Here is a 17,822-nt window from a genome sequence, read left to right as displayed (position 1 = left end):
AAGCGTCCGTCAGCCGACCAGCGCGCGGATCGGCACGACCGCGCCGCCGCTCTCGATCGTCATGTCGAGTTCGCCGGCCTCGTTGCGGAAGACGCGGTAGCCGATCTCCTCGGCGACCTCATTGTCCGGCCGGAAGGTCAGCACCGTCGGGCTGGCGGAGATCACCTCCTCGACGTCGCCATAGGTCGCCGAGGCGATGATCACCTCGTCGCCGATCTGGCAGGTGCGCGCGGCCGCGCCGTTCAGGATGCAGCAGCGCGAGCCGGCGACGCCGTACAGCACGTAAGTCGAGATCCGCGCGCCGGAGTTCTTGTTCCAGATCTCCACGAACTCCAGCGGGTCGATTCCCGCCCGCCGGCAGATCTCCGGGTCGAGAGTGATCGAGCCGTGGTAGTTCAGATCGGCCCCCGTCACCCGGAGGCCGTGGAGCTTGGCGCGGACGAAACGCTGCATCAGGCCGCCGCGGACGGCTTCGACGCCTGGTAGGCCTCGACCACGTCCTCCACGGTGCGCAGTCCGGCCCGCGGCGCGTTGACCAGCACGGCCATGTTGCCGGGCGCATGCTGGTTCTTCCACATCTTGGTGTGCGCGGCCGGGATGTCGTGGAACGAGAACACCTCCGACATGCACGGGTCGACCCGCTGCTCCAGGACGAAGCGGTTGGCCGCCGCGGCCTGCTTCAGATGGGCGAAATGCGAGCCCTGGATGCGCTTCTGCCGCATCCAGACATAGCGGGCGTCGAAGGTGATGTTGTAGCCGGTGGTGCCGGCGCAGAACACCACCATGCCGCCGCGCTTCACCACCAGGCACGACACCGGGAAGGTCGACTCGCCCGGATGCTCGAACACCATGTCGACGTCGACGCCCTTGCCGGTGATCTCCCAGATCGCCTTCCCGAAGGCGCGGGCGCTCTTCACCCACACATTGTATTCGGGGCTGTTGACCTTGGGCATCTGGCCCCAGCAGTCGAAATCCTTGCGGTTGATCACGCCCTTGGCTCCGAGCCCCATGACGTAATCGCGCTTCGATTCGTCCGAGATCACGCCGATCGCGTTCGCCCCGGAGGCGGCGATCAGCTGAACCGCGAACACGCCGAGACCGCCCGAGGCGCCCCAGACCAGCACATTGTCGTTCGGCTTCAGCCCGTGCGGCGCGTGGCCGAACAGCATGCGGTAGGCGGTGGCGAGGGTCAGCGTGTAGCAGGCCGCCTCCTCCCACGTCAGGTGCTTCGGCCGCTCCATCAGCTGGCGCGACTGCACCCGGCAGAACTGCGCGAAGGAGCCGTCCGGCGTCTCGTATCCCCAGATCCGCTGGCTGGACGAGAACATCGGGTCGCCGCCATTGCACTCCTCGTCGTCGCCGTCATCCTGGTTGCAGTGGATGACGACCTCGTCGCCGACCTTCCAGCGCTTCACCTTGGCCCCGACGGCCCAGACGATGCCGGAGGCGTCGGAGCCGCCGATGTGGAACGGCGAGCCATGACGGTCGATCGGCGAGATCGGTTCGCCGAGCGAGGCCCAGACGTGGTTGTAGTTCACGCCGGCGGCCATGACGTAGACCAGCACGTCCTCGTCGCCGAGCGGCCAGGTCGGCACGACCTCGAGCTCGTTCGCGCTTTCGGGCGGGCCATGGCGCTCCTTGCGGACCACCCAGGCGTGCATGTTTGCGGGCACGTGGCCAAGCGGCGGCATTTCGCCAAGGTCGTAGAGGTCTTTGCGCTCGGCGGTCGCGGTCATGTCGCGGCTCTCCGGTCCGGGTGGGCGTTGTGGCCACGCAATATGCTTCGCCGCGACGCCTGCGCAATGCGACCATCGCCGGGCGCCGCGCTGCGGCATGGCCAATTCGGTGCGCCGCCTTATCTCCATCCGGCGGCGGCGGAATAGGCCGTCCCCGTAGGCATCGAGGCGCAGCACATGGAACCCTTCGCAGGCTTCGGCATCATCGCGATCCTGATCATCGGCGCCATCGCCGGCTGGCTCGCCGGGCTGATCGTCCGCGGCTATGGCCTCGGCATCATCGGCAACATCGCGGTTGGCGTGATCGGCGCCTTCATCGGCGCCTGGCTGCTCGGCCGGCTCGGCATCTTCGTCGGCAACGGCATTTTGGGCGCCATCGTCGGCTCAACCATCGGCGCGGTCGTGCTGCTGCTGATCATCGGCCTGTTCCGACGGGTGTAGGCGCGCCGCCCTTTTCTCCCTCCTCGCCGCGAAGCGGTGGGGAGGGTGGCCTCGGCCTAGCGGCCGAGGTCGGGTGGGGCCTCGGGCGTAGCGCTCCCCTCGCGTCCCGGCCTTGAGCCGGGACCCAGAACCGACGCCGCGCGCAGAACACCCTCCGCCTTCCCCACTCTCGTCATGCCCGCCTTCGCGGGCATCCACGACTTACCTCCAGCCGCGCCGGCTCACGACCAAGTCGTGGATACCCGCGCGAAGGCGCGGGCATGACGGGAGAGGTTCAGGCGCACGACGGCGGACGCGCGTCATCCGCCGGGTCGCACGGCGCGAACTCCCTTCCTCCGGTTTAAACAGCGACAGCGGAAGGCGCGGAGCGCCGGGCCACCGTGGTTTTACGCGTAATCTTTGCCGGTCGCCCGGCGCTCCACGCGCGGCGGCTTGGCGACGACTGCGGAAGCCGCGCTCCGGTCGCGGGCGGCCCGTAGCCCCCTTTGGGAGCCGGTCCCTTTGCGGATCTTTGACCTCGCCGCCTCCGAAGAAGCGCCTTGGCCCAAAACCCATCCCGCGCCTTAAGGCGCTCGACGGCGCGGCCCCGTCCTAGTGCGGGGCGGGCGGCCTGTAATCCCGTTGGGAAGCAAGCTCCCCATTAGGCCCGCAGCCGACGTCCCGGGACCGCGAGCTCCGGTGCTCGCAGGCGCAGGCGCCGCTCCTCCCCCGCATGGCCGGCCGGTCCGGACACGCCTTCCTGTCGGGGAAGGACAGTGGAAGGAGAGCACGAGGGAGGCGAGAAGTCAAGGAATAAAAGCCTAGACCTCCCTTTCCCCTCCTCACGCGCAGCGTGGGGAGGGTGGCCCCTCGCGGAGCGAGGGGTCGGGTGGGGTCCTTGGGCGTAGAGCTCAGTCTTGTGAACACCCCACCCGCCCGGGCTGCGCCCGTCCACCCTCCCTTTCCGAGGGAGGGAAAGAGCGCCCTTCGGCTGCCGCGCGGCGTTCCGGAAGGCTCAGCTCCGTTCGTCGATCAGCCTTGCGATCGCGGCGCGCAGCTCTTCGAGGCCGATGCCCTCGCGGCTGGAGGTCGCCAGCACGACCGGGAACGCGGCCGGGCGCCGCGCAAGCGCCGCCGCCGTCTGCGCGATCCGCTCCTCGCGCTCCGGCGGCTTGAGCTGGTCGAGCTTGGTCAGCACGATCTGGTAGGAGGTGGCGGCCTGGTCGAGCAGGTCGAGCGCCTCGCGGTCGACCTCCTTCAGCCCGTGTCGGGAGTCGATCAGCACGAACACCCGCCCGAGGCTGGCGCGGCCGCGCAGATAGGATTTCACCAGCGCGGTCCAGGCGCGCACCTGGTCTACGGGCGCCTGGGCGTAGCCATAGCCCGGCATGTCGACCATGTAGGCGCGGCCGCCGAGGTCGAAATAGTTGAGCTGCTGGGTCCGGCCCGGCGTGTTGGACGTCTTGGCGAGCGTCTTGCGGCCGGTGAGCGCGTTGACGAGGCTCGACTTGCCGACATTGGAGCGACCCGCGAAGGCGATCTCCGGCCGGTCCATCTCGGGCAGCTGCGCGAGCTTCGCCGCGCCCATCACGAAGTCGCAGCGGCCGGCGAACAGCTTTCGGCCGATCTCCGGATAGGGGTCTTCGTCGGGAGAAGTGTCGTCGCTCACGGGAGGCTTCCAGATGGCGTCATCCCGGCCGGAGCGGCGGAGCCGCGTAGAGCCGGGATGGTCTGAAGAAAGAAGCGCTCGATCCTGAACGCGATCCCAGAGCGCCGCTTCGCGGCGTCCGGGATGACGAAGGTCGCTATGTCTTCGTGGCGTCCGCCGGCTTCTTCTTGCGGAACGCGTCGCGGATGTTGCCCAGCAGATCCACCTTCACGCCCTGGCGCTTCATGATGATCGACTGCTGAATGATCGACAGCGTGTTGTTCCACGACCAGTAGATCACCAGACCCGCCGGGAACGACGCCAGCAGGAAGGTGAAGAACACCGGCATCCAGGTGAACACCACCTGCTGGGCCGGATCCTGCGGCGCGGGGTTGAGCCGCATCTGCAGGAACATCGTCACGCCCATGATCAGCGGCCAGATGCCGATCATCAGGAAGTGCGGCGGCGTCCACGGGATCAGGCCGAACAGGTTGAACAGCGTCGTCGGATCGGGCGCCGCGAGGTCGTGGATCCAGCCGAAGAACGGCGCGTGCCGCATCTCGATGGTGATGAACAGCACCTTGTAGAGCGAGAAGAACACCGGGATCTGCACCACCACCGGTAGGCAGCCGGCCAGCGGATTGATCTTCTCTCGCTTGTAGAGCTCCATCAACTCCTGCTGCTGCTTCGCCTTGTCGTCCTTGTAGCGCTCGCGCAGCCGCTGCATCTCGGGCTGGACCAGCTTCATCTTGGACATCGAGACGTAGGACTTGTTGGCGAGCGGGAAGAACAGCAGCTTCACGATCACCGTCACGATCAGGATCGAGACGCCGAAATTGCCCACGAGCTTGTAGAAGAAGTCGAGCGCGTAGAACATCGGCCGGGTGATGAAGTGGAACCAGCCCCAGTCGATCAGCAGCTCGAAGCGCTGGACGCCGCCCTCCTTCTCGTAGCGGTCGAGCACCGAGACCTGCTTGGCGCCGGCGAACAGCCGGTTCGAGGTCTCGGCGGTAGCGCCCGGCGCGAGCGTGACGGGATCGAGCAGATAGTCGGCCTGATAGGCCTTGCCGCCCTCGGTGGTCGCCGCGAAGCGGGCCCCATAGGGCTTGTCCTGCGGCGGGATCAGCGCCGAGGCCCAGTATTTGTCCGTGATGCCGAGCCAGCCGCCGGTCGCCTTGAAGGTGCGCGCGCCCTCGGAAATCTTCTTGTAGGGCAGCTCCTGAAGCCCCTCGTCGCCCATCACGCCGATCAGGCCTTCATGCAGGATGTAGTAGCCTGCGACCTGCGGCTCGCCGCGCCGCGAGATCAGCGCGTAAGGGTAGAGGGTCTGGGGCGCCGCGCCCGAATTGGCGACGCTGTCCTTGATCGTGAACATGTAGTCGGCGTCGATCGCGATCGTGCGCCGGAAGGTCAGGCCCTGACCATTGTCCCAGGTCAGGGTGACGGGCGTCTTCGAGGTGAGCGGGCCGGACGTCTCGGCCTTCCACTCGGTCTGGCCGTCCGGCAGCTTCACCGTCCCGCCGGGCGCATTCACGAAGCCGAACTCGGCGTAATAGGGCTGCGGGCTGCCGAGCGGCGCGAACAGCACGATCTCGGGGCTCTTGGGGTCGACGGCCTCCCGATAGTCCTTCAGCGAGACGTCGTCGATCCGGCCGCCGGTGAGCGCGATCGAGCCGTTCAAGCGCTCGCTGTCGATCGCGACGCGGGGGCCCTGCTTCAAGACGTCTTCGCGGGAGCGCGGGGCGGCTTCGGTCGCCGGGGCGGCCGGGGCGTCGGGCCGCTGGGCGGACTGGTCGCCCGTCGCGGGCGCCGGAGCGCTCTTGTCGGCGTTCAAGGCCTGCTGGGTCGCCTGCTGCTGGCGCTGCGCCTCGATCTGCGGGCGCGCAAAGAAATATTGCCAGCCGATGAGGACGCTGATCGACAGGGCGACCGCGAGAATCGTGTTGCGAGTGTCCATCACCGTCCGCTTTCGCGCCGGCTGTCCGACGCCGGAGAAGACCCGGCGTTGGCCGGGCCGGCGGGTCTGCTGCGCCCATGGGCGCGCTTCGCCGCGTCTTGGATGTCCCGCAGGATGCGCTCGAACGGGACCTCGAGAACAGCGCGGCGGGCGATCAGCACGTAATCGCAGCCCGGCCGCGCGACGTCGGTCAGAACCGCGCGCGCGGCGGCGCGCAGCCGCCGCTTCATCCGGTTCCGCTCGACCGCGCCGCCGACGCGCTTCGTCGCGGTGAAGCCCACGCGGGCGCGGGCGTCCGGCTCGCCGCGATCGCGCAGCTGCAGCCCGATGATCGGGCCGCCGACTTTGACGCCGTCATGCGAAGCCGCGACGAAGTCGCGCCGCAGGCGGATGGTCTCGAGCGGAGCCGGCATGGGCGCGCCGTTCGGTGCGCCTGCGAGCTCGCGCGTCAGGCGCTCAGCCGCTTGCGACCCTTGGCGCGACGCGCGGCGATGACCTTGCGGCCGCCGACCGTCGCCATGCGCGCGCGGAAGCCGTGGCGGCGCTTGCGGACGAGCTTGCTGGGCTGGTAGGTCCGTTTCACGAACGTAGTCTCCGGTCGCCGAACCGCCCGACGCCCTCTGGGGCGAAAGGCTTGCGGCGCGGCCAAAACGAAAAAGCCCGCGGCGGACGCGGGCGCGATCACGGCCGGCTTATACGGGAGCGCGGCGCCGCAAGTCAACGCCGCGGCGGCGTTCGCCGGGCCTGCGGGCCGCTCCCGGGCGGCCGCTCGCGACGACGTGTTCGGCCGCGGGCCGAGGCGGCGGCTCAGGGTTTGACGAAGCCTGCCCCGAACCGGCATCATCCGGCGCGCGCCCGCCGCTTCGTGGCGCGAACAAGATCATGACGCACCAGACGACCCACGCGGACGCCACCACCGGACGCCTCGGCCTTTCCGGCAAGCTGCTCGCGCTGACGGCGCTGTTCGTCATGGTGTCGGAAATCCTGATCTTCGTGCCGTCGATCGCGAATTTCCGCCTCAACTACATCGACGACGAGATGAACCGCGCCCGCACCGCCGCGCTCGCGCTCGACGCGGCGCCGGACGGCATGGTGGCGGAGCCGCTCGCGCGGAAACTGCTCGCGAGCATCGGGGCGCGCGCGCTCGTGCTGAAATCCGGCGACGCGCGGCGTCTGCTCGCCGTCGCCGACATGCCGCCTGAGGTCGCGATCACGGTCGACCGGCGCGAGCCCGCCGGCGCCAGCGCGGTGCTCGACGCCTTCGACGTGCTGCTCAACGGCAAGAAGCGGCTGGCGCGCGTTGTCGCCGACGCGCCCGAGCAGGGCGACTTCATCGAAATCGTGGTCGAGGAGACCGCGCTGCGCAACGCCATGCTGGGCTTTGCGCGCAACGTTCTGCTGGTCGCGCTGGCGATCTCGCTCGCGACTGCCGCGCTCGTCTATCTCGCGCTCGACCTGCTGATCGTGCGGCCGGTGCGGCGGCTCACCGCCACCATGGTGGGCTTCGCCGAAGCCCCCGAGGATCCGAGCCGCATCGTGGTGGCCTCCGGCCGCGCCGACGAGATCGGCGTCGCCGAGAGCGAGCTCGAGCGCATGCAGAGCGAGATCCACGGCCAGCTGCAGCAGAAGTCGCGGCTCGCCGCGCTCGGCCTCGCGGTCAGCAAGATCAACCACGACCTCCGAAACCTGCTGGCGGCCGCGCAGCTGATGTCCGACCGGCTCGGGACCGTCTCGGACCCCACGGTCCAGAAGCTCGCCCCAAAGCTGATCGCGACGCTCGACCGCGCCATCAGCTTCTGCCAGTCGACGCTGTCCTACGGGGCGGCGCAGGAGACCCCGCCCGCCCGCCGCATGGCGTCGCTCGCCGACATCGTCGAGGACACCCGCACCGCGCTCGGCCTCGCCACCGAGGAGGCCCAGATCGGCTTCGCGCCGGCGATCGAGCGCAGCCTGCAGATCGACTGCGATCCCGACCATATCTTCCGCGTCCTGCTCAATCTCGGCCGCAACGCCGCACAGGCGTTCGAGAGCCGCGGGACGCCTGACCCGACGCGCGACCAGATCCGCATCTCCGGCCGCCGCGAGGGCGCGGTGGTGGTGATCGAGGTGTCGGACACCGGCCCCGGCCTGCCGCCCAAGGCGCGCGAGCACCTGTTCGAGCCGTTCCAGGGCTCCACCCGCACCGGCGGCTCCGGCCTTGGGCTCGCCATCGCGGCCGAGCTGGTGCGCGCCCATGGCGGCTCGATCGCGCTGGTCGAGGGCACCATGGGCGCGACCTTCCGGATCACCATCCCGGACCGGCCGATCGACCTTCAGGCGCGCGCCCGCGAGCGCGCCCGGGCCTGACTTGCCCCGCCGCTACGGCCTTCTGCGAGGGCCGCACAGGCGCCCGACAGGCGCCGGCCGGACGTTCGGCGGGCTCCCGCCAAACGCCTTTCGAGGCCCTTGCCAAGCCGCCGCCGAGCGGCTAACACGACGCCTCCGCGGCGGCCGTCAGGCTGGCCCGGACGCGCGCCCGTAGCTCAGCTGGATAGAGCACCAGACTACGAATCTGGGGGTCAGAGGTTCGAATCCTTTCGGGCGCGCCATTTTCCTTCTCCAGTCAGATCAGACGTTTGCTCGCCCAAGTCTCGGTCGGGGCGCATCGGCGGCGGGTGGTCGCACCTGCCCTCCATCCACGCCTCCAAGCACTGGAAGACGCGCGGCGGCGACAGATATCTGTCGCCGTCCCTCGGCGCGCCCGCCTGGCGCGCCGGACGTCCACGGTTGCTGATGAGGCGACATGTCTGCTGCTCCTTCGCCCTCCTCCGCGGTCGCGCAGGCGACCCGGGTCGCCGCGGGCGACGACCGCACGCGCTATGACGATTTCGCGATCGCCCTGCACTGGCTGACCGCCGGGCTGGTGATCCTGCTGTTCGGCCTCGCGCAGATCTGGGGCCTGTTCGACAAGCCGACGCGGCATCTGCTGATCGTCGGGCACATGTCGTTCGGGATCATGCTCACCGCGGTGATCGTGGTCCGCGTCGTGTGGCGGCTCATGCCGGGCCATCAGGTTCCGGCCGCCGTGTCGGGCTGGGTCGAGATCGCCTCCAAGATCGTGCATTACGCGCTCTATGCGCTGCTGATCGCCCAGGCCGTGCTGGGCTTTGCGCTGCGCTGGTCGGGCGACGAGGCGATGAGCTTCTTCGGGCTGCTGATTCCGCCGCCCTTCGCCAAGACCTCGAAGCCGGTTCATGAGGCGATCGAGGAGGCGCACGAGCTGATCGGCTGGGCGATCGTGGTGATCGCCGCCGGCCACGCGTCGGCCGCGCTGTTCCACCATTACGTCCTGCGCGACGACGTGCTGTGGCGGATGCTGCCCGGCGCGCAGGCCCGCCGGCAGGCGCGCGGGGCGCCCGCGCCGCGCTGACGCGGCGCAAGCCGGCCGCGGCGCCCCGTCGCGGACTCTCGTCCGGGCTGCATCTTGTAACGTTATAATGTTACATATATGGATCGCGCAGAAGGAGCCCTCATGGCCGCGCGCGATCCTTTCCTGTCCTCGATGCTGACGCAGCCGGCGACCCGGCGCGTCGCTGCGGCCGCGGCAGCGCTGACGCTGCTGTGGGGGGCGATCGCCTGGGCGATCGCGCTGCCATGAGCGGCGGCGCGATCAGCCTGCGGGACGTCACGGTCGCCTATGACCGGCACCCGGCGGTGCACCATCTTTCGGGATCGTTCGCCCCCGGCAGCCTGACCGCGATCGCCGGACCGAACGGGGCCGGAAAGTCGACGCTGCTCAAGGCCCTGATGGGCGAGCTGCCCGTCAGCGAGGGCGCGATCGACCGCGGCCGGCTGTCGGTCCGGGATTTCGGCTACCTGCCGCAGGCGGCGGAGATTGAGCGGCGCTTCCCGATCACGGTCGCGGACGCCGTGACGCTCGGCGCCTGGCGGCGCACCGGCGCCTTCGGCGGCGCGACCCGGGCGATCGCCGGAGAGGCCCGGCGGGCGCTGAGCGCAGTCGGCCTCGAGGGTTTTGAGCGCCGCCACATCGGATCGCTGTCGGCCGGCCAGTTCCAGCGCGTGCTGTTCGCGCGCCTGCTGATGCAGGACGCCGAGGTCATCCTGCTCGACGAGCCCTTCACGGCGATCGACGCTCGCACCACCCGCGACCTGCTGGAGATCATCCGGCGCTGGCGCAGCGACGGCCGCACCGTGATCGCGGTGCTGCACGATTTCGAGCAGGTGCGGGCGCATTTCCCCGAGACGCTGCTGCTCGCCCGCGAACCGATCGAATGGGGCGCGACCGCCTCCGCGCTGTCGCCCGCAAACCTGCTGCGCGCCCGCGCCATGGCGGAAAGCTGGGACGAGGCCGCGCCGCCCTGCCGGCCCGGCGCGCACGACCATGCCCACGCGCACGACCACGCATGACGCTCTATTCCGCCCTCGTCGAGCCGTTCGCGGATTATGGCTTCATGCGCCGCGCGCTGGTCGCGACGCTCGCGCTCAGCCTCGGCTCCGGGCCGATCGGCGTGCTGCTGATGCTGCGCCGGATGAGCCTCGTCGGCGACGCCATGGCGCACGCCGTGCTGCCCGGGGCCGCCATCGGCTTCCTGATCGCCGGGGGCCTGTCGCTGCCGATGATGGGCCTGGGCGGCCTGGTCGCAGGCCTCAGCGTCGCGCTCCTGTCAGGGCTCGTCAGCCGGACCACCGCGCTCAACGAGGATGCGAGCTTCGCGAGCTTCTATCTGTCGTCGCTCGCGCTCGGCGTGCTGATCGTCTCGTTGCGCGGCTCGAACGTCGACCTGCTGCACGTGCTGTTCGGCACGATCCTCGCGATCGACGCGGAGTCGCTCTGCCTGGTCGGCGGCATCGCCTCGCTCACTTTGCTGGCGATCGCGGCGGTGTACCGGCCGCTGGTCGCGGAATGCTTCGACCCCGGCTTCCTGCGCGCCGTCGGCGGACGCGGGCCGCTCTACCACCTGCTCTTCATGTTCCTGGTGGTGATCAACCTCGTGGCGGGCTTCCAGGCGCTCGGCACGCTGATGGCGGTCGGCATGATGACGCTGCCGGCCGTGGTCGCCCGGCTGTGGGCCCAGACGCTGCCGGGGATGTTCGCGGTCGCGACCGGGGTCGGCGCGGTCTCGGGCCTCATCGGCCTGATCGCCTCCTTCCACCTCGGGGTCGCGTCCGGCCCAACCATCATCCTGACGGCGAGCGTGATCTACGCCGCGTCGCTGCTCGCCGGCCCGCCAAGCCCGCTGAGGCGGCTCGTTCGGCGGCCGCATCTTTCCGCCTGAACCGCATGAGGACGACCCGATGAACCTCCGTTCGCGCCTGCTCGCGGGCCTCGTCGCCGCCGCCGCGCTCGCCGCTCCGGCCGCCGCCTCCGCCAAGACAATCAAGGCCGTGGTGAGCTTCACGGTGCTGGCCGACGTCGTGAAGAATGTCGGGGGCGACCATGTCGAGGTCCAGAGCCTGGTGCCGCCGAACGGCGACCCGCACGAGTTCGAACCCGCTCCGGATCATGCGCGGTCGCTGAAGGGCGCCGACATCGCCTTCGTGAGCGGGGACGGGCTCGAGACTTGGTTCGAGCGGCTCGCCAAAGCCGCCGGCTACAAGGGCCGTCCGGTCGCGGTTTCGACGGGCGTGAAGACCGCGACCATGGAGGAGGACGGCGAGACCGTCACCGACCCGCATGTCTGGAACAGCCCCGCTAACGTGCTGGTCTGGGTGGCCAACATCGAGAAGGCGCTGGCTGAGGCCGACCCGGAGGACGCCGCGGCCTTCAAGGCCAACGCGGCGCGCTATGCGGAGGAGCTCCGGGCCGTGAACGCCTATGGGCACGCGCGCTTCGACGCCGTGCCGCGGGACCGGCGCAAGGTGCTGACCAGCCATGACGCCTTCGGCTATTTCGCGCGCGAATACGGCGTGACCTTCCTGTCGCCGCTCGGGATCTCGACCGAGGCGGAGCCGTCGGCCGGCGGCGTCGCCGCCCTGATCCGGCAGATCAGGCAGGAAGGCGTGAAGGTCTATTTCCTCGAAAACTCCAACGACCCGCGCCTGATGCGCCAGATCGCGGAGGCGACCGGCGCGCAGCCGGGCGGCGAGCTTTACCCGGAGGCGCTTTCGGGTCCCGACGGGCCGGCCGCGACCTATTTGGCGCTGATGCGCCACAACATCGATCAGATCGCCGGAGCGGTCGCCACCCGGAGCGCCGCGCAGGGCCGCTAACCGCCTGTCAACGCGGCCCGGCGTAGCCTCGTCCGGCATCGGGGACACCGGAGGCGATGACCGGACAGGCGCAGCGGGCCGTAGGGCCGCGGGCCCGAGGGCTCAAAGGGGCGGCGGCGCTGTTCGTCGCCGCGATGGCGGCGCTCATGCTCGCCTCGATCGCCGACAAGCGGTTTCCGTTCCGGGGGGCGGACGAGCAGGGCCACTTCTCCTATGTGGCCCATTTCGCCCACGACGACGCCTTCTGGCCCGATCTCGGCGCCATGCCGCTCTACGATCTCGACGGCGCGCCGACCGACCGGCCGAACTTCATCAATCACCCGCCGCTGTTCTACTGGACCGCGCTGCCGCTCTACGACGCGCTCACCACGCGGCATGTCGACTTCAAATGGCTGCGGGCCTATCCGGTCGCGCTGACGCTCGCCGCCTTGGCCGTGATCGCGGCGTTCGGGCTGCGGATGCGGTTCGGCGCCTTCGGCTTCGCGGTGCTGTTCGCCGGAGCGACGCTGCTCGACGCCACGACCCTCGCGGGCGCCTTCAGCAACGACCAGATGGCGGTTCTGGGCGGCGCGCTGGCCTGTCTCGGGGCGGCGCGACGGGTCTCGTCCAACTCGGACGGGACGGGACTTGCGCTGCTGCTCGCCGGCGTCGCGCTCTGTTCGGTGAAGCTCACGGCTTTGATGCTGGTCGGCGGCTTCGCCGGCCTCTGCCTGCTGCTCGCCCCGGGCGAAAAGCGCGACCTCAAGGGGCTCTCAGCGCTGGCCGCGGCCGGCCTGATCCTGGCGGTCCCCTACCTGATCCTGTGGCGGAGCTACGGCTCGCCGGCGCCCGACACCGCCGGCCAGACGCAGATGCTCAAGGACTACATCGCCGAATTCGGCTGGGACAAGGTTCCGCGCGTGAGCCTCGCCGCCTATCTCGCCGACGCGCCGTCGCTGTTCGCCGTGCAGCTCGGACGGAGCTTCGCCTATGTGGCGCTGCTGATGGCGATGTGCGCCAGCGCGTTGGTGGGATTCCTGCGCGAGGAGCGCGCGGAGCGGCCCGTGGCGGCGACGCTGGTGCGCGCCGCCGCGCTCGCGACCGCCGGCGTGCTCTGCGTGCACGTCGCCTTCGCGTATCGCCGCTACGCCGCGTATGGCTGGCTCGGAGATCTTTATCCCCGCTACTATTTCCCGCTGCTCGCGGTCTATGGCCTCGGCTGGACGCTCGCGCTCCGGCGGCTCGCGGGCGTGTGGCTCCCGCGAGCAAGCCCGGCCGCGGCGGCCGACACCTGACCGGTCAGCCGGCGGCGCCGTCCTGCGGCACGCGGCCGTGAACGAGGTCGTGGATGAAGCCGAGCTTCTGGATCACCGGTTCGGTGAGCACGAACGGGTAAGGATCGGGCGCGCCCATCGAACGGTTCAGCGCGTTCAGCGCCGACGACAGAGCGAGCCAGGATTCCGCGATGTCCGCCATGGTGGTGTTGGGCGAATAGACGTCGAAATTGATCATGGCGGTCAGCAGATCCTCATGATCCTCGCGCGGATTGACCACGAAGCCCCACGCGCGTCCGGTGTCGAGCGTGTCGGTGATGTGGAAGTAGTGCGCCCAGGTCTCGGCGAAGTCCTCCCAAGGGTGCGCGGCCGCGTAGGACGACACGAAGTGAAGCTGCCAGTCCGGCTTCGGGCCATTGGCGTAGTGCCGCTTCAGCGCCTCGCCATAATCCTGCGAGTCGTCGCCGAACACGGCCCGGCAGGCCGATAGCCGGCCGCCGTCGCGCACCAGCCGGTCCCAGTACCAGTGGCCGATCTCGTGGCGGAAATGGCCGAGCAGCGTGCGGTAGGGCTCGCCCATCGAGGTGCGCCGGCGCTCGCGCTCGGCGTCGTCGGCCTCGGCGAGCGCGATGGTGATCAGGCCGTTGTCGTGCCCGGTCATGACGTGGCCGCCATTCTCGGGATCGTGGCTCAGGAACTCAAAGCCGAGCCCTTCCGGGTCTTCTTCGCGCGTCACGAGTGGCAGCTTCAGGCGCAGCAGCGAGTAGATCAGCCGGCGCTTGGCGATCTCCATCTTCTGCCAGAGCGCGACGTTCGAGGCCTCGCCCAGATTGGGCACGACGAGGTTGTGACGGCAGGCGAGGCAGAAGCCGCCCTCGGTCTCGCCGGGAACCAGCCAGTTGCACGCGCCATGCGCGTAGTTCTCGCAGTAGCGCCACGGCCTGCCGTCGGCGTGGCGACCAACCGAGACCCAGCCGCCATTGTCCGCCGTCTCCAGCGCCAGCATCGCGTTGGTCTCTGGCTCGTAGCCGAGCGCGTGGTTGCAGCGCTCGCACAGGACGTTCTCGAAGAACACGACCTGATCGCAGGCCGGGCAGGAAAACAGCTTCATCGGACGTCCTTCGCGCGACGCGTTGCTTGCGGCGCCCGACAATGCCGCGAGGCGTTAAACAGTTCCGCGACATGACATGCCGCGCCGCGGGGATCAGCCTTGCTGCGCCGCGAAACGCCACTAAGCTGCACGCCGCCAGAACCCGGAGCGCCGCGCCACGCATGTCGATCCTCGCAGCTCTCCACCACGTCACGCACTACAAATACGATCGGCCGGTGGTGCTGGGCCCGCAGGTCATCCGGCTGCGGCCCGCGCCGCATTCGCGCACCCGGGTGCCGTCCTTCTCGTTGAAGATCACGCCGGCGAACCACTTCATCAACTGGCAGCAGGATCCGTTCGGCAACTATCTCGCCCGCGTGGTCTTTCCGGATGTCGCCACCGAGCTGAAGATCGAAGTTGATCTGCTGGCCGACATGACGGTCTACAATCCGTTCGACTTCTTCCTGGAGGAGGACGCGGAAACCTGGCCGTTCACCTATGAGGAGACGCTGCGGACCGACCTGACGCCCTATCTGGAAACGGGGCCGGCGGGACCGGAGCTGCAGGCGTTTCTCGCCAGCGTCGACCGCAGCGATCCGCGCACCATCGACTTCCTCGTCGGGCTCAACCGGAAGGTCTCGCAGACCGTCCGCTACCTGATCCGCATGGAGCCCGGCGTCCAGGCGCCGGAGGAGACGCTCCAGAAGGGCTCGGGCTCCTGCCGCGATTCGACCTGGCTGCTGGTGCACGCGCTGCGCAATCTCGGCTTCGCCGCGCGTTTCGTGTCCGGCTATCTGATCCAGCTGAAGCCGGACGTGGTCGCGCTCGACGGCCCGGCCGGCACCGATCACGATTTCACCGACCTGCACGCTTGGGCGGAGGTCTATCTGCCGGGCGCGGGCTGGATCGGGCTCGACCCGACGTCCGGCCTGCTGACCGGCGAGAGCCATGTGCCGCTGGCGGCGACGCCGCATTACCGCTCCGCCGCCCCGATCTCCGGCGTCGCCGGCTATGCCGAGGTCGACTTCGACTTCTCCATGTCGGTCGCCCGCATTTCGGAGCGGCCGCGCGTCTCCTATCCGTTCTCCGAGGAGAGCTGGAAGGCGCTGGACCGGCTGGGCGAAGCGGTCGACGCCGAGCTCGCCCGCAACGACGTGCGGCTCACCATGGGGGGCGAGCCGACCTTCGTGTCGATCGACGACTTCCAGTCGCCCGAGTGGAACGCGGACGCCACCGGGCCGCAGAAGCGGGCGCTCGCCGACGAGCTGATCCGCCGGCTGCGCGACCGTTTCGCGCCGGGCGGATTCCTGCATTACGGCCAGGGCAAGTGGTATCCGGGCGAGACGCTGCCGCGCTGGACGTTCTCGCTGTACTGGCGGAAGGACGGCAAGCCGATCTGGAAGAACGCCGAGCTGATCGCCCGCGAGCGCGCCTCGAGCGCCGCCGACGCCGCCGCGGCCGAGGCGCTCGCGACCGAGGTCGCCGCGCGGCTCGGCGTGCCGGCCGCCAATGTCACGCCGGCCTATGAGGATCCGGCTTATTGGCTGGCGCGCGAGGCGCAGCTTCCGGAGAACGTCGACCCGTCGAATCCGGAGCTCGCCGATCCGGAGGAGCGCGCCCGCATCGCCCGCGTGTTCGACCGCGGCCTCAATGCGCCGACCGGCTATGTGCTGCCGATCCAGCCCTGGCAGGCCGCGCCCGCGATCCGCTGGGTGTCCGAGCGCTGGTCGACGCGCCGCGCCAAGCTGTTCCTGACGCCCGGCGACAGTCCGGTCGGATACCGGCTGCCGCTCGGCTCGCTGGCGCATCTGTCCAAGACGGAGTTCCCGTATTTCTTCCCGGCCGATCCGGTGCGGGCCTTCGATCCCCTGCCGGATCCGAACGAGATCGCGCTCGGCCATGAGCAGCGCCAGATCCGCGCCGAAGAGCAACCCGTCGCGGCCGCCCCTGCGGCCCGGGAGGACGAGATCGTCGGTTATGTGCGCACCGCGCTGACCGTCGAGCCGAACGAGGGCAAGCTCTCGGTCTTCATCCCGCCGATGGAATCGATCGAGGCCTATCTGGACCTGCTCGCGGCGATCGAGGGCGCCGCCGAGGCGCAGGGCGTGCCGATCCAGATCGAGGGCTACGCGCCGCCCCACGACCCCCGCGTCAACGTCATCCGGGTCGCGCCCGATCCTGGCGTCATCGAGGTCAACGTCCATCCCGCGGGCTCCTGGCGCGAGGCGGTGACGATCACCACCGGCGTCTACGAGGAGGCGCGGCTGTCGCGGCTGGGGGCCGACAAGTTCATGGTCGACGGCAAGCACTCCGGCACCGGCGGCGGCAACCATGTCGTGGTCGGCGGCGCGACGCCGCTCGACAGCCCCTTCCTGCGCCGGCCGGACCTGCTGAAGTCGCTGATCCTGCACTGGCAGCGGCATCCGTCGCTGTCCTACCTGTTCTCGGGCCTGTTCATCGGCCCGACCAGCCAGGCCCCGCGGATCGACGAGGCCCGCCACGACGCGCTCTACGAGCTCGAGATCGCGATGGCGAACGTGCCGCCGCCGGGGGCCGGCTCGCCGCCGCCGCCCTGGCTGGTCGACCGCCTGTTCCGCAACCTGCTGATCGACGTCACCGGCAACACGCACCGCTCCGAGATCTGCATCGACAAGCTCTATTCGCCGGACGGTCCGACCGGGCGGCTCGGCTTGGTCGAGTTCCGCGCCTTCGAGATGCCGCCAGACGCGCGCATGAGCCTGGCGCAGCAGCTGCTGATCCGGGCGCTCATCGCGCGGTTCTGGAAGGAGCCCGCGCAGGGCGGCTTCGCGCGCTGGGGCACGCAGCTGCACGACCGCTTCATGCTGCCGGCCTTCGTCTGGAGCGATTTCCTCGACGTGCTCGGGGATCTCGGCTGGGCGGGTTACCCGCTGCGGCCCGAGTGGTTCGAGGCGCAGGCCGAGTTCCGCTTCCCGTTCTGCGGGCGGATCGAGCGCGAGGGCATCGCGCTCGAGCTGCGGCAGGCGCTCGAGCCCTGGCACGTGATGGGCGAGACCGGCGCGATCGGCGGCACCGTGCGCTTCGTCGATTCCTCCGTCGAGCGCCTGCAGGTGAAGCTGTCGAACGCCGACCCCGTGCGCTACGCGGTCGCCTGCAACGGCAGGCTGGTGCCGCTCGCCCCCGCGGGCTCGAGCGGCGAACTCGTCGCCGGCGTGCGCTTCAAGGCGTGGCAGCCGGCCTCGGGGCTGCATCCGACCACCCCCGTCCACGCCCCGCTGACCTTCGACATCTACGACCGCTGGTCGAAGCGCTCGATCGGCGGCTGCGTCTACCACGTCGCTCATCCGGGCGGCCGGAACTACGACTCCTTCCCGATCAACGCCTACGAGGCCGAGGCGCGGCGTCTTGCCCGCTTCCAGGACATCGGGCATACGCCGGGGGCCTTCGAGCCGGCGCGCGAGCCGGTAAATCCGCACTTCCCGCTCACGCTCGACCTCAGGCGACCGGCGGGCCTCGCGGCCTGATCGTC

16 protein-coding genes and 1 tRNA gene are annotated in these 17,822 nt (G+C 69.8%); 10 read left to right on the top strand and 7 right to left on the bottom strand.

The annotated features are described in order from the left end of the window. Nucleotides 1-9: 9 nt before the first annotated feature. Nucleotides 10-453, bottom strand: coding sequence for an aspartate 1-decarboxylase (locus tag VM780_RS13280; protein WP_325448076.1), 444 nt, complete (start codon nt 451-453; stop codon nt 10-12). Continuing rightward, nucleotides 453-1,736, bottom strand: coding sequence for a crotonyl-CoA carboxylase/reductase (gene ccrA / locus VM780_RS13275; RefSeq protein ID WP_325448074.1), 1,284 nt, complete (start codon nt 1,734-1,736; stop codon nt 453-455). Before ccrA ends, VM780_RS13280 begins: the two co-directional genes overlap by 1 nt. 177 nt (nt 1,737-1,913) lie before the next feature. On the opposite strand from ccrA, the gene VM780_RS13270 reads away from it, so the two are divergent. Then, nucleotides 1,914-2,177 carry a GlsB/YeaQ/YmgE family stress response membrane protein gene (locus VM780_RS13270; RefSeq protein ID WP_325448072.1) on the top strand — a complete coding sequence of 88 codons (264 nt, stop codon included), beginning with the start codon at nt 1,914-1,916 and terminating at the stop codon, nt 2,175-2,177. Between the two features lie 994 nt (nt 2,178-3,171). Here the strand turns inward: VM780_RS13270 and yihA are convergent. From yihA to rpmH, 4 genes are all read right to left on the bottom strand, one after another. Beyond that, complete coding sequence (gene yihA, locus VM780_RS13265; protein WP_325448070.1) at nt 3,172-3,825, bottom strand: ribosome biogenesis GTP-binding protein YihA/YsxC; 654 nt, start codon at nt 3,823-3,825, stop codon at nt 3,172-3,174. A gap of 136 nt (nt 3,826-3,961) precedes the next feature. Next, nucleotides 3,962-5,761: a membrane protein insertase YidC gene (yidC, locus tag VM780_RS13260; RefSeq protein WP_414652824.1), complete on the bottom strand. Its 1,800-nt coding sequence runs from the start codon at nt 5,759-5,761 to the stop codon at nt 3,962-3,964. Then, the gene (gene rnpA / locus VM780_RS13255) at nt 5,761-6,174 is read right to left on the bottom strand and encodes a ribonuclease P protein component (protein ID WP_325448068.1); all 414 of its coding nucleotides are present in this window, start codon (nt 6,172-6,174) and stop codon (nt 5,761-5,763) included. The genes yidC and rnpA overlap by 1 nt, the downstream gene beginning before the upstream one ends. 35 nt (nt 6,175-6,209) lie before the next feature. Beyond that, nucleotides 6,210-6,344 carry a 50S ribosomal protein L34 gene (gene rpmH, locus VM780_RS13250; protein ID WP_020179492.1) on the bottom strand — a complete coding sequence of 45 codons (135 nt, stop codon included), beginning with the start codon at nt 6,342-6,344 and terminating at the stop codon, nt 6,210-6,212. A gap of 299 nt (nt 6,345-6,643) precedes the next feature. On the opposite strand from rpmH, the gene VM780_RS13245 reads away from it, so the two are divergent. The 8 genes from VM780_RS13245 (at nt 6,644) to VM780_RS13210 (ending at nt 13,245) form a co-directional block, all read left to right on the top strand. After that, the gene (locus VM780_RS13245; protein ID WP_325448063.1) at nt 6,644-8,107 is read left to right on the top strand and encodes a HAMP domain-containing sensor histidine kinase; all 1,464 of its coding nucleotides are present in this window, start codon (nt 6,644-6,646) and stop codon (nt 8,105-8,107) included. Nucleotides 8,108-8,272: 165 nt separating this feature from the next. Then, nucleotides 8,273-8,349: transfer RNA gene (locus tag VM780_RS13240), tRNA-Arg, on the top strand. 194 nt (nt 8,350-8,543) lie between these two features. Beyond that, on the top strand, nt 8,544-9,170 hold the full coding sequence (locus VM780_RS13235; RefSeq protein WP_325448061.1) for a cytochrome b: 627 nt from the start codon (nt 8,544-8,546) through the stop codon (nt 9,168-9,170). A gap of 102 nt (nt 9,171-9,272) precedes the next feature. After that, on the top strand, nt 9,273-9,398 hold the full coding sequence (locus VM780_RS13230; RefSeq protein ID WP_325448059.1) for a hypothetical protein: 126 nt from the start codon (nt 9,273-9,275) through the stop codon (nt 9,396-9,398). Then, nucleotides 9,395-10,168, top strand: coding sequence for an ABC transporter ATP-binding protein (locus tag VM780_RS13225; protein WP_325448058.1), 774 nt, complete (start codon nt 9,395-9,397; stop codon nt 10,166-10,168). Before VM780_RS13230 ends, VM780_RS13225 begins: the two co-directional genes overlap by 4 nt. Then, entirely contained in the window at nt 10,165-11,037 is an 873-nt protein-coding gene (locus VM780_RS13220) for a metal ABC transporter permease (protein WP_325448057.1), read from the top strand. The genes VM780_RS13225 and VM780_RS13220 overlap by 4 nt, the downstream gene beginning before the upstream one ends. Before the next feature lie 19 nt (nt 11,038-11,056). Then, nucleotides 11,057-11,971, top strand: coding sequence for a metal ABC transporter solute-binding protein, Zn/Mn family (locus VM780_RS13215; RefSeq protein ID WP_325448055.1), 915 nt, complete (start codon nt 11,057-11,059; stop codon nt 11,969-11,971). A gap of 56 nt (nt 11,972-12,027) precedes the next feature. Continuing rightward, on the top strand, nt 12,028-13,245 hold the full coding sequence (locus VM780_RS13210) for a hypothetical protein (protein ID WP_325448053.1): 1,218 nt from the start codon (nt 12,028-12,030) through the stop codon (nt 13,243-13,245). A gap of 4 nt (nt 13,246-13,249) precedes the next feature. Here the strand turns inward: VM780_RS13210 and VM780_RS13205 are convergent, their stop codons facing one another. Then, entirely contained in the window at nt 13,250-14,335 is a 1,086-nt protein-coding gene (locus tag VM780_RS13205) for a putative zinc-binding peptidase (RefSeq protein ID WP_325448051.1), read from the bottom strand. Between the two features lie 161 nt (nt 14,336-14,496). On the opposite strand from VM780_RS13205, the gene VM780_RS13200 reads away from it, so the two are divergent. Then, nucleotides 14,497-17,817, top strand: coding sequence for a transglutaminase family protein (locus VM780_RS13200; RefSeq protein WP_325448049.1), 3,321 nt, complete (start codon nt 14,497-14,499; stop codon nt 17,815-17,817). Nucleotides 17,818-17,822: the final 5 nt, after the last annotated feature.

Source organism: Hansschlegelia sp., assembly GCF_035538955.1.
In the GTDB taxonomy this organism is placed as follows: domain Bacteria; phylum Pseudomonadota; class Alphaproteobacteria; order Rhizobiales; family Methylopilaceae; genus Methylopila.
The sequence above is the reverse complement of the archived record's forward strand: the minus strand, read 5'-3'. Positions and strand labels throughout refer to the sequence as shown.